A 12,273-nucleotide genomic window follows, 5' to 3' on the forward strand; every position below is an offset into this window, starting at 1 on the left:
CGCTTGGTTGCCTGTCACATCCGGCATAAGAATGTCTTTTAGAATAAACTGCCCTCCTCCCGACGGGAACACCAAGGCGGCATGACTGCCAAACGAGGAAATACGCGATGAAAAACAGAACATTGGGACGCACAGGTGCTGCCATTTCCGAAATCGGCTTCGGCGCCTGGCAGATCGGCGGCGCCTGGGGCGACGTGACGGAGGAAGACGGCAAGCGCGCCCTGAACGCAGCCCTCGATGCCGGCGTCACGTTCGTCGACACGGCCGACGTCTATGGCGACGGCCGCTCGGAAAAGATCATCGCGTCCGTCTTGAAGGAACGCGGCGGCGAAAAGCCCTTCGTTGCCACCAAAGCCGGCCGCCGGTTGAATCCGCATGTGGCCGAAGGCTATACCGCCACCAATATCGAAGCCTTCATCGATAGAAGCCTCACCAATCTCGGCGTCGAGACACTCGATCTCGTGCAGCTTCACTGCCCGCCGACGGAAGTGTTCTACCGGCCGGACATGTTCGGCGCGCTCGACGACCTGACCGTCAAGGGCAAGATCCGCAGCTATGGCGTCTCCGTCTCCAATGTCGAGGAAGCGCTGAAGGCGATCGAGTATCCGGGCGTCGCGACGATCCAGATCATCTACAACATCTTCCGCCAACGCCCGCATGACCTGTTCTTCGAGCAGGCGCAGAAGAAAAATGTCGGCATCATCGTCCGCGTCCCGCTGGCGTCTGGCCTCCTGTCCGGCAAGATCACTGCCGATACCAAATTTGCCGATGACGATCATCGCAAGTTCAACCGGAACGGCGAATTCTTCGATGTCGGCGAAACTTTTGCCGGTGTGCCGCTGGATGTGGCGCTCGAAGCCGTCGAGCAGGTGCGGCCGCTCGTGCCACAGGGCGCGTCGATGGCGCAGTTCGCGCTCGCCTGGATCCTCCAGAGCCCGGCCGTCTCCGTCGTCATTCCAGGGGCTCGCAACGAGGCACAGGCGAAGGCCAATGCCGCGGCAAGCGAACTCCCAGCCATCCCAGCAGAAACGCTGGCAGCCCTTGCCGATGTCTATGAGCGCCTGATCAAGGTTCACGTTCACCAGAAATGGTAAAAGCCAATGCCGCGCCGGTTCTTCCGGCGCGGCACGCTTATGCTGATTGGAGTTCTCCCAATCAGGTTTTGGCAATCGCACCAGAGACGAAACAGTTTTTTCCGGCTATAGCGGCCCTGCCGGAACGTATGATCGCCCGGTCAGCAACGACACCGGAGAACACCATGGCGTTTGATCCCATCAAGGCACTTACCAACTATTCGGACGCGGAGTGCACGGTACAGTTCTTGATTGCCGGCGCTGCGGCCTCAGTCTTTCCGTCGCTGGAAGCAGCCGTAATCTTTGCCCGCGAAAACGGCGCCGGCTGGAAAGACGTCGAGATTACCGTGCATCTCGACCGCGAAGACATCACCTACGCGACAGGAAAAACCCGCACCCTGATCGAAGCTCTGCGGCAGAAGAAATAACCCCGCATGATCGGCCAAGCGGGCGTGGCGGCAAACAGCGGCTGCGCCGCTGTTACTTGAGCGGGATCAATCCCGCATCCGTTTGGGTAAAACCGCAAGCGTCGAAATAGAACGGGCGGAGGTCGGGATCGAAATCGACATGAAGCCACTCGCAACCGGCTTCCCGCGCGCGTTCAGTCGCTTCTTTTATCAACTCTGTCGCAAGACCCCGCCGCCTCGATGTAGCTGCTATCATCGTGTCCAGAACGAAGGCATGGACGCCTCCATCCCAGGCGACGTTGACGAACCCGATGAGCTTCCCTGATCGCCGCAAACAGACCCAGCCCAAGCTGAAGTGATTGACCTGAGTCCACCAATCATCCTCGAACAAACGATGCTCGAAGCACTCCGCATGCAGCAAGTTGACTTCGCCGTTCTCAAATGGACCCCGCCACTCGGTAATCACCGGCGGTTCGGTTGCGTCATCATAGAGAGCTGAATTCATATCGACGGAAACTCATCAGCGCAGCGCCTGAGATCACGGACGATAGCGTTCAGATCACGGGACCGCAGTTGAAATTGCTATGACCTTGGCCATCGCGTCAAGCGATGCAATCAGTGGCATTTGTCGTTGATATTTCTGTAAAAAAATGGCGCACCCGAAGAGATTCGAACTCCTGACCCCCAGATTCGTAGTCTGGTGCTCTATCCAGCTGAGCTACGGGTGCGTTTCGCTGCGGCGTCAACCGCTTGCGTGGCGATCCTCTAAAACGTCCCACCGGGGAATGCAAGCGAATTTCGGCAAAAAAATTCTTTTTTGATGAAACTACCCGCTTATACCCTTGAAACTGTGGATGGATTTCAGCCGCAAAGCCTTTCCACAGCGCTGTTTGGGGCGCGTGGGAGAGGGCTTCAAAAAAATTGGGCAATCAGTGACGAGCTTTCGAGCGGAAAGCGTCCAGGGGGACGGGACGGTCGGGTAACTCGATTCTGAACAGGGTTCCCGGTGTCGATTTTTCCACCAGCGCGATGGTGCCGCCATGCGCGAGCACCAGTTCACGCGCGATCGCGAGCCCGAGGCCGGTGCCACCGGATCGGGCAGAGCCTCTGAAGGCGGTAAACAGGTTTTCGCGCGCCTTGGGCGGCATGCCGGGGCCGGTGTCATCGACAGAGATGCTGACGACACTGCCCGTGCGCATCGCCGAAACGCTGATGAGGCGCGCAGCGCCGCTGTCGGCATGATCGTTCATCAAGGCCTGTACGGCGTTGCGGCAGATATTGTGGACAACGCGAAACAGTTGCTCACTATCGGCATCAACCTGCAGGCCGTCAGGAATTTGAATCTGGAACTCGATCCCGGCATTCGGGTCTATCGCCAGCATTTCGCCGACATCGCTTACCAGCGGCCGCAACGCGACGAAACGCCGGTGTGGTTCCGGCTCGGTGGTGCGCCCATAGGACAGAACTTCGGTCGTGTAACCGACGGCCCGGTCGATGGTGCGCAGCAGCGTCGGGGCGAAGCGCTTGACGATGGGATCGTCGACATCGGCAAGGCGGTCCGAGATCAGCTGCGCCGACGCCAGGATGTTACGCATATCGTGATTGATCTTCGACACAGCAAGCCCGAGATCGGCCAGGTTCTTCTGCTGCTTCAGCGTCTTCTGCAATTGCTGCTGCATCGCCGACAGATGCTGGCCGGCGATCGAGAGTTCGTCCCGGCCCGGCGCCGGTTCCAGGACGCGGGCCGGATCGGCCGGAGCGGCCGCAAAATCCTGCATGTTGGTGGTCATCCGGCGGATCGGCACAATCATCAGCCGGTTGATGGCAAGAAAGATCAGCGCGGCCGTAAACAGGGAGATGGCCAGCGACAGGAAGAAGACGTTGCGCGAATAGACCAGCATCGCCTTGCGCAGGCTGGCATCCTCCATCACCACTTCGATGATCGCGTTGCTCTCACCGATCGGCCCATAGATCCGCACCACCTTGTCGCCGCCGAACAGCAGCGTGTCGAAGGCATCGCGGATCGCGGCGATCGGGGTCATCGCGGCGACGTCATACTGGGCATCGATTTCCGGCGGCATGTCCACGGCGGCGATCAGCCGCGATTCGTCCTTTCGCCGGAGAACGATGGCCTTGGTTCCCGTCGCCATCAGGGTTTCTTCCTGCAGAGGCCGCGACAGCTGCACGTCTTGCAGGCCATCGACCACAACGCCGGCGGCGGCGGCCGTGTTCAAGCGGTCTTCCATCCAGCGGATGCGCATATTGGCAACGGACGGCACGAAGATCAGCACCTCGGCGAGCATGACGAAGACAACGGTCAGAAACAAAAGCCTGCCGGAAAGGCCGCGGAAAAAGCCAACGCGGGCCGGCTGCCTTTGAAGGGCCGTGGTTGCTGTCGTCTCTGCCGTCATGTCGTCGAATTCCATCGTCTCAGCCGAAGCGTCTGAGCAGGCGGATGATGGCCCGGACGAACGGCGCGCGTGTCAGGGGCGTATAATAGGCGATGACGGCCCGTTTTCCAATCTCCGTCATGGCCGGATAGGGGACGATGGCATTGCGGACATGACGCAGCGACTGGCCGTTGGCAATCAGCAGGCTCCACATGTTGATCATTTCGGCCGCTCCGGCCCCGGTTATGCCGACGCCGAGAATCTTTCCGCGCTTGCCCGTGACGATCTTGATCAGGCCCTCGGTGGCACGTTCCGCCTGGGCGCGGTCATTGTCCGCATAGGGCCAGCGAAGAACCTCGACGGCGCCGTAACGTCTGCGGGCTTGCTCTTCATCCAACCCGGCAGAGGCGATTTCCGGATCGGTGAAGGTGGCGCGCGGGACGATGTCACGGTTTTCGCGGGCGGGCAGCCGGAACAGGATTTCCCGCAGCACCAGCGAGGCGTGGTAATTGGCGGCATGGGTGAATTGCAGCCCGCCCGCCACGTCGCCGATCGCATAGACCCTGTGGTTCTGCGTCCGCAGGCTGCGATCAACAGAAATGCCCGTTACCGACACGCCGATACCGGCAGCCTCGAGGCCCAGCCCCGACGTATTGCCCCGCTTACCGGCCGCGACGAGCAGGGCGCTGCCTTCGATGGTGACCGGGCCAGCCGGCGTTTCGCAGTGGAGATGCAGGCCAGCCGCCGTTTTCCCGACAGACAAAACCTGGCTGTGTTCGAAAATATCGATGCCTTCGCCACGCAATCCGTCAAGCACGATGCCCGCCAGTTCGGGGTCCTCCTTGGCCAGCGCCCTGCCCGCATCGACGACCGTCACTCTCGCCCCCAGCCGCCGGTGCGCCTGCGCCATCTCCAGCCCCACCGGCCCGGCGCCGATGATGATGAGATGCTGCGGCAGGCTCTCGAGGTCAAACAGCGTTTCGCTGGTGAGGTAATCGATACCGGCAAGGCCCGGAACCGGCGGGATGACCGGCACGGATCCCGTCGCGATGACGAAACGGCGGGCGCGGATGGTATAGTCTCCGGCGATGACGGTATTACCGTCGGTGAATTGTGCATCGGCCTTGATGACTGTGACGCCCATGGCGGCGAACCGTTCGGCCGAATCATTCGGCGCGATGGCATCGATCACCGAACGGACATGCGCACGCACTTTCTCAAAATCGATCAACGGCTCACCGGCGATCACGCCGAACTCGGCCGCCTTGCGGACCGCATGGGCGTGTTTGGCGGCGGCGATCAGCGCCTTCGACGGCACGCAGCCGGTGTTCAGGCACTCGCCGCCCATCAGCCCGCGCTCGATCAACACGACGGGCACACCGAAGGCGGCCGCACCTGCGGCAACGGAAAGCCCCGCCGAACCGGCACCGATCACGCAGATATCGGGAGAAAGTACCGTTGCCACGCCGTCAGTCTTGTCCACGATCACCCGCCGCCTGCCGTTTTTCGCGAGCAAATTGCACCAGAAGCGGCAGGGCGGCAATGACGGCGAGCGCCATGAAGGCGACGGTCAGTTTTGGCGTCAGGAAATCGGACAACCGCAGGGCCCTTCCATGTTCCGCCGCCTCGCCGATAGCCTCCTCGAAGCCGCAGCCAAGCCATGTGTAGGCGAATGTGCCCGGAATGATGCCGACCACGGTGGCCAGCGCAAAGGTGCGCAGACTGACGGCGAAGAAAGCGGGTGCGATATTGACGACGAAGAAGGGAAACATCGGCGCAAGACGCAGCACCAGCAGATAGCTGAAGGCATTGCGGCTGAAACCCGCTGAAAAGCGTTTGAGAAACGGCCCGGCCCGCCGCCGGAGAATATCACCGAACACCGTGCGTGCACCGGCAAACAGAAGACAGGAACCGATGGTGGCAGCAATGACGACGATGATGCCGCCAGCCAGCCAGCCGAACAGGAAGCCGGCAAAGATCGTCAGCACCGATGCCGCTGGAACCGACAACGCCACAACGGCAGCATAGACCGCGAAGAACAGCACCACTGCCCGCACCGGATGGCGCGCCACCATATCGAGCAGCACCTCGCGCTGATCCGCCAGCCAGCCGAGCGACACATAACGGTGCCACCCCAGCCCATAGGCAAGGGCAAGGCCTGCGGCCAGCACGAGAAGCGGAGCAATGCGCAGCGCCAGCGGCGGCCCTCCCGGCACCTTGTCCCCTGCTGTCGTTTCCTGGCCGCCTTCCACTGTCAGCTGCTGCCTTTCGCGCTCATTCTGTTCCATCGCCCAGCATTAGAAGGAAAGTGCCATCCGGACCAATAACGAATGATCGCGTTCAACAACGTCGCCGTGATCGGAATGCAAAATCCCGCGGCGAGACCGGCTCGCCGCGGGATTTCTGTTCACGTCCGATATCCTGTTAAGGATCAGAATTCTTCCCAATTGTCCTTCGCCACCGCGGCACTGGCCGAGCCGCCGCCAAAGGCGCGGGCGACAGTACCCATCATCTTGCGGGCAGGCGATGCGACCGGCCGGGTGTTTTCGCGAACCGGAGCCGCGACCGCACGCAACGGCGCACTATCGTCCAGCTTGAAGTGGGAGATCAGCCGCGCCAGGCTGTCGGCTTCGGCCGAAAGCTTGTGGGTGGCGGCATTGGCTTCTTCGACCATCGCGGCGTTCTGCTGGGTCACCTGGTCCATCTGGTTGACGGCGGTGCTGACTTCGCCGAGGCCGGTCGACTGTTCGCGGGCAGCTGTGGCGATCGAATGGATGTGATCGTTGATGCTCAACACCCGCGTTTCGATCTTGCCAAGAACCTCACCCGTTTCCTGCACCAGCTTGACGCCGGTCGCGACTTCCGAGCCGGACTTGGCGATCAGACCCTTGATGTCCTTGGCGGCACTTGCGGCACGCTGGGCCAGTTCGCGGACTTCCTGGGCGACGACGGCAAAACCCTTGCCCGCATCACCGGCACGCGCAGCCTCGACACCGGCGTTGAGCGCCAGAAGGTTGGTCTGGAAGGCGATCTCGTCGATCACGTTGGTGATCTGGCCGATCTCGCTGGAAGCCTGCTCGATCCGGCCCATCGCATCGACGGCCTTACGCACGACTTCGCCGGACTGGGCAGCACTCTGTTTCGCCTCCGTGACCATGACAGTCGCTTCCTGGGCGCGGTCGGTGGAGTTGCGCACGGCGGCGGTGATCTGCTCCAGTGCAGCAGATGTTTCTTCGAGCGCTGCGGCCTGCTGTTCTGTGCGCTTCGACAGGTCATCGGCGGCGGAGCGCAGTTCCGAGGAATTGCCGTTGATCGAGTCCGTCGTGGTGCGGACTTCCCGTAGCGTGCTCTGCAGGGTCGACAGCGTGTCGTTGACGTTCTGCTGCAACTCGGCAAAGGCGCCCTGGAAGTTGCCGTTCATGTTCTGCGTCAGGTCACCGCCCGAAAGGCTGGCGATAACGCGGCGGGTCTCGTTGACACCGCTGTTCACACCATCGACAAGCTCGTTGAGGCTGGCGGCAAAGCGATTGAGGTCGGCATTGCCGTAATCCTTGCTGATCCGCTGGGTAAAGTCGCCAGCGGCGGCAGCGGTGACGACGACGGCAATGCTCGACTGCAGATCGGCGCTCTTTTCGCGCAGCGCACTCTCCTGCGCATTCAGTTCGCGCACGGCCAGGCCATTGCGCTTGAACACCTCGACAGCACCGGCCATTTCGCCGATTTCGTCCTTTCGGCCGGCAAACGGCACGTTGGCATTGAGATCGCCGTCAGCCAGCCGCTTCATCGTGCCTGTCAACTGCAGGATCGGCTGGCTCAGTTGCTTGGTGCCGATGTAGAAAGCCGTACCCGCGCCGATGACCAGGCCAACGCCCGCCGTCAACAGCACCATGAGGATCATCCGACTTTCAATCGTGTTGACTTCATTCTCGATCGTATCCAGAGCCGCGCGGTCGGTGTCGACGAGCGCATCGATCTCGGCCTGGAAGGCCTTGCGGTTGGCGCGGTTAAGTTCGTTGTTGCCCTGTTCGTTGGCAGCCTGCGGCGAGACTTCCTGGCTAAGACGGGCTGTTTCCGTGCGGAATGTGCGGAATTCGGCGGCGCGTTTGACGACCGCGTCGAAGGCTGGAATTTCTTCGGCGGGAACGAGCGGCTTCCACTCGGTGAGGAGAGCATCGATCTTGTCGAGGTTTTTCAGCAGGCCTTCAGCGAATGGCTTGGATTTTTCCATCGTCGGAGCTGCGTAGATACCGCGCGCTTCCATGACGACAGCCGTTACCAGTCGGTTGAGATGCTCGCCGTTCAGCGCGCGATCCGAGGCGTTGTCGAACTGGACGAGTCTCGAATTATATTGTGTGACCACTGTCAGCGCCATGCCGGTCACAGCCAGTGTGATCAGGCTCATCAACCCGACGATGAGATAGATCTTGCCTCGAATTTTCATTTACGTGTCACTCCCCTGGGACCGGCAGCAGACCATGAAAGGCGCAGCTTGCGGGTACTTGTCTCAGGCGTGACACTAAAGCAGCGATGGTTAATGAAGCCTCATGCGGCACTCAACAATTCTACTGATCGGGTCTTAGGGCTTTGTTTAAGCCGTTGCATTATTATGCACCAATACTCAATTTTAAGTTGAATAGACCCAAGGACACCCCAACCGGCTGCTGATCCAGCAGAACGGCAAAACCCGCGCTGATTCCAGCTTTTCCGCCCCGGCAATTGACTTTCGCGGCTCTTTGCTCTTATAAGCCGCCCACGTCCGGACAAGTCCCCTTGCCCTGTGCAATGCCATGCCCGGAACGTAACGCTCCCTTGCTAAGAAGCAAACCCAAGAAGGGCCGCACACCGCGGTATTAAAATAAATGACGAAGCGTACCTACCAACCGTCCAAGCTTGTTCGCAAGCGCCGTCACGGCTTCCGTGCACGTATCGCCACCAAGGGTGGCCGCAAGGTTATCGTTGCCCGCCGGGCACGTGGCCGTAAGCGTCTGTCGGCTTAAGGCCGTCTGGCGCGTGCCGCGTCTTCGCGCACTTACCTTCGCGAAACCTGCATGCGCGGCTTCACGGCGCCGGAGCATCCATCAGTCGTCTCTAGGGACACTGGATGCTCCAGCGCCAAGAAGGAGCGCGGGCGAATGACATCACCCAAGCCTAAATCAACTGCCGGGCGGCTGAAAAGCCGGCCGCAGTTTCTTGCTGTGCGCAAGGGAGAGCAGCGGAAAGGTCCGTTGTTTCTTCTGGAAGTTCTTGATCGCAACGAACCGGATACCGGGCCGCGTGTCGGTTTCACCGTCACCAAGAAGCATGGCAATGCCGTCGAACGCAACCGGATGCGCCGGCGCCTGAAAGAGGCCGTGCGGCTTTCCGCCGGATTTGCAATGAAGCCCGGACATGACTATGTGATTGTCGCCAGACGCGACCTTTTGAACGCACCCTTCAAGCGGATCGAAAAGACCCTCTGTGAGCGGATCGAAAGCAAGCAGAAATATTCACGGCCTCAACAGGCCGGCTCCAGGAAAGAATGATGGAAAAAAACCGCAACTACTTCGTGGCGATCGGGCTATCAGTGCTCATTCTGATTGCCTGGCAATTTCTCTATGTGAACCCGAAGATAGAGAAAGAACGGATTGCGGCGGAAGCCCATCAGAAGCTCACCCAGCAGACCCAGCCGGCCGGCACGCCTGCCGTTCCCGGTCAGGCTCAACCGGCTCAGGGCGCCGTCCCCGGCGCCGTTGAAACCCGTGATCAGGCGATCGCCAAATCGGCCCGTGTTTCCATCGACACGGCAGCGCTGATCGGCTCGATCAACCTCACCGGCGCACGTTTTGACGACCTGAAGCTCAAGGAATACCACGAGACCGTCGACGACAAGAGCCCGCTGATCACGCTGTTCAGCCCCTCCGACACGCCGGACGGTTACTTTACCGAACTCGGCTATATCGGCAACGACGCAACCGGCACCGTTCCCGGCCCATCGACCATCTGGACAGTCAAAAGCGGCGACAAGCTGACGACCGAAACCCCTGTCGTCTTGACTTATACCAACGAGAAGGGCGTGGTTTTCACCCGCACGATCTCGATCGACGAACACTTCATGTTCCAGGTCGTAGACTCGATCAACAATGGCAGCGGCGCTCCGGTATCGCTGTCGACCTACGGCCGCGTCACCCGCTTCAACAAGCCGACCACGCCCAGCGTCTACGTTCTGCATGAAGGCTTCATCGGCGTCATCGGCGAGCATGGCCTGAACGAAATCGCCTACAGCAAGGTGGAAAACGACGTTCCGGTCAAGCACGAGAAGGCAACGACCGGCTGGCTTGGCATCACCGACAAGTACTGGGCTGCCGCCATCGTTCCGCCGCAGACACTGGCTTACGAATCCAAGTACGAGCACTTCACCGATGGCCGCCCGCGCTTCCAGGCTGACTACAAGCAGGACGCAGTCACCATCGCGCCGGGCCAATCCACTGACCTGAAGACCCTGGTCTTTGCCGGCGCCAAAGTCGTCTCCGTTGTTCAGAGCTACTCAAAGGACGATAGCTGGTTCAGCTCAATGTTCTCGAGTTTGACGAACGCTGACAAATCGAAGGCAGCCGCCTATAACATTCCACAGTTTGATCTTTTGATCGATTGGGGCTGGTTCTACTTCATCACCAAGCCGATGTTCATGTTAATGGATTTCTTCTTCCGTTATTTCGGCAACTTCGGCGTTGCGATCCTTCTGACCACCATCGTCGTCAAGGGCCTGTTCTTCCCGCTTGCCTCGAAGCAGTACGCTTCGATGGCGAACATGAAGAAGGTTCAGCCGAAGATGGAGGAACTGAAGAAGAAGCACGGCGACGACCGCATGGCGTTGCAGCAGGGCATGATGCAGCTCTACAAGGAAGAGAAGATCAACCCGATCGCCGGTTGCTGGCCGATCCTGTTGCAGATCCCGGTGTTCTTCGCGCTCTACAAGGTGATCTACGTCACCATCGAAATGCGCCACGCGCCGTTCTTCGGCTGGATCCAGGATCTTTCCGCGCCGGATCCGACCTCGCTGTTCAACCTGTTCGGCCTTCTGCCTTACGCGGTTCCGCATGCGCTGGTCATCGGCGTCTGGCCGCTGATCATGGGCATCACCATGTTCCTGCAGATGCGTATGAACCCGACGCCGCCGGATCCCACCCAGGCGATGCTGTTCACCTGGATGCCGCTGGTCTTCACCTTCATGCTGGCAAGCTTCCCGGCCGGTCTGGTCATCTACTGGGCCTGGAACAACACGCTGTCGATCATGCAACAGGCGTTCATCATGAAGCGCCACGGCGCCAAGATCGAGCTGTTCGACAATCTCAAGGGATTATTCTCAAAGAAACCGAAACCGGCCGAATAGGCCGGAACCGGGACCAGGAATGCGAAAACCCCGGATCGGCTGATCCGGGGTTTTTTCTTGGCGAAAAACTTGCACCGCAACGGCTAGACCATGCGCTGCATCTCCTCCCCGAGCCATTTGCGGAATTTCCGCGTCATGCGGTTTTCATGACGATGGAAGACCACACGGTAATGACCGAGGTCCACCGGCCCGAAGCCCGGCAAAACCACCAGCCCGCCTGAGCGGATCTCGCGCTCCGTCAGGAACGCCGGCGCCAGAACCATGCCCAGACCGGCCGTGGCTGCATGCAGAGCCGTATCGTCGGTGTCGAACACATGCTGGATCTGTATGGCGCCGCCATCGAGGCCGAGCGTGCGGGTCCACAATGCCCAGTCCCAATTGTCCACCGAGCATTGAAGGGCTGGCACCCTTCCAAGATCGCCGGTCCCGTCATACCCGACGGCCGCCAGCAGCGCCGGCGACGCGACGGGACGGCTCATATCGGCGGCAAGCCACTCCCCTTCTGCAGGGTTCGTACCAGCACGGTGATAGGAAATTGCCAGGTCGCCGGACCCGAGAGAGATGCTGGAACCGGTTTTCGTCTCGACACGCACACGGGCGGCCGGATGCATCGCCTTGAACCGCTCCAGCGCTGGGATCAGCCAGCGAACGGCAAGCGAAATCGAGACGCGGACGACGATTTCGTTCTGGTCGCGGCTCAGCGCCTCTGCCGAACGGTCGATCGCAGCAATGGCAGCGGCGGCATCATCATGGAAGCGGCGACCCGCATCCGTCAGGTCAAGGAAGTTGTGGCTCCGCTTGAACAGCGCCACGCCCAGCTCACCCTCCAGCTTCTTGATTTGATGACTGACAGCGCTCGGGGTAACGCCGATTTCTGCGGCGGCCTGGACGATACTAAGATGGCGGGCCGTCAGGACAAAAACCCGCACCGCATTGAGCGAGACGTTCCGCTTGTTCTGCATCGAAATTACTCATCCAGGGCTCAAAAATCGAATTTGCATTGCGGCAGGGTCATTTGGCAAGAGTTGGAAGAG

Annotated in this window: 11 protein-coding genes and 1 tRNA gene; 5 read left to right on the plus strand and 7 right to left on the minus strand. The window is 60.4% G+C overall.

From position 1 onward, the window contains the following. Positions 1-107: 107 nt before the first annotated feature. Together ACSQ3J_RS06355 and ACSQ3J_RS06360 are read left to right on the plus strand one after the other, a co-directional pair. Positions 108-1,094 (plus strand): aldo/keto reductase, encoded by a 987-nt coding sequence (locus ACSQ3J_RS06355; RefSeq protein ID WP_060500713.1) that lies wholly within the window; start codon positions 108-110, stop codon positions 1,092-1,094. Positions 1,095-1,258: 164 nt separating this feature from the next. Next, positions 1,259-1,501, plus strand: coding sequence for a hypothetical protein (locus tag ACSQ3J_RS06360; protein WP_060501378.1), 243 nt, complete (start codon positions 1,259-1,261; stop codon positions 1,499-1,501). Positions 1,502-1,553: 52 nt separating this feature from the next. On the opposite strand, the gene ACSQ3J_RS06365 is transcribed toward ACSQ3J_RS06360, so the two are convergent. The 6 genes from ACSQ3J_RS06365 to ACSQ3J_RS06390 form a co-directional block, all read right to left on the minus strand. Continuing rightward, positions 1,554-1,985: a GNAT family N-acetyltransferase gene (locus tag ACSQ3J_RS06365; RefSeq protein WP_060500715.1), complete on the minus strand. Its 432-nt coding sequence runs from the start codon at positions 1,983-1,985 to the stop codon at positions 1,554-1,556. Positions 1,986-2,131: 146 nt separating this feature from the next. Beyond that, positions 2,132-2,208 (minus strand) — tRNA-Arg (locus ACSQ3J_RS06370). A 201-nt stretch (positions 2,209-2,409) separates the two neighbouring features. Next, positions 2,410-3,891, minus strand: a complete 1,482-nt coding sequence (locus ACSQ3J_RS06375) for a sensor histidine kinase (protein ID WP_060501380.1) — start codon at positions 3,889-3,891, stop codon at positions 2,410-2,412. A gap of 19 nt (positions 3,892-3,910) precedes the next feature. After that, entirely contained in the window at positions 3,911-5,335 is a 1,425-nt protein-coding gene (locus ACSQ3J_RS06380) for a dihydrolipoyl dehydrogenase family protein (protein WP_060501383.1), read from the minus strand. A gap of 4 nt (positions 5,336-5,339) precedes the next feature. Then, a complete protein-coding gene (locus ACSQ3J_RS06385; protein WP_082511894.1) occupies positions 5,340-6,158 on the minus strand; it encodes a TVP38/TMEM64 family protein in 819 nt (272 codons plus the stop codon). A 143-nt stretch (positions 6,159-6,301) separates the two neighbouring features. Continuing rightward, the gene (locus ACSQ3J_RS06390; RefSeq protein ID WP_060500716.1) at positions 6,302-8,311 is read right to left on the minus strand and encodes a methyl-accepting chemotaxis protein; all 2,010 of its coding nucleotides are present in this window, start codon (positions 8,309-8,311) and stop codon (positions 6,302-6,304) included. 418 nt (positions 8,312-8,729) lie between these two features. Here ACSQ3J_RS06390 and rpmH point away from each other — a divergent pair, with 418 nt between their 5' ends. From rpmH to yidC, 3 genes are all read left to right on the plus strand, one after another. Further along, entirely contained in the window at positions 8,730-8,867 is a 138-nt protein-coding gene (gene rpmH / locus ACSQ3J_RS06395) for a 50S ribosomal protein L34 (RefSeq protein WP_037104763.1), read from the plus strand. Positions 8,868-9,002: 135 nt separating this feature from the next. Continuing rightward, a complete protein-coding gene (gene rnpA / locus ACSQ3J_RS06400) occupies positions 9,003-9,392 on the plus strand; it encodes a ribonuclease P protein component (protein WP_060500720.1) in 390 nt (129 codons plus the stop codon). Next, positions 9,389-11,239: a membrane protein insertase YidC gene (gene yidC, locus ACSQ3J_RS06405; RefSeq protein WP_082511895.1), complete on the plus strand. Its 1,851-nt coding sequence runs from the start codon at positions 9,389-9,391 to the stop codon at positions 11,237-11,239. Before rnpA ends, yidC begins: the two co-directional genes overlap by 4 nt. Before the next feature lie 83 nt (positions 11,240-11,322). On the opposite strand, the gene ACSQ3J_RS06410 is transcribed toward yidC, so the two are convergent. Continuing rightward, on the minus strand, positions 11,323-12,201 hold the full coding sequence (locus ACSQ3J_RS06410) for a LysR substrate-binding domain-containing protein (RefSeq protein ID WP_436038898.1): 879 nt from the start codon (positions 12,199-12,201) through the stop codon (positions 11,323-11,325). Between the last annotated feature and the right edge of the window lie 72 nt (positions 12,202-12,273).

The organism is Rhizobium sp. LjRoot98, assembly GCF_964252935.1.
In the GTDB taxonomy this organism is placed as follows: domain Bacteria; phylum Pseudomonadota; class Alphaproteobacteria; order Rhizobiales; family Rhizobiaceae; genus Pararhizobium.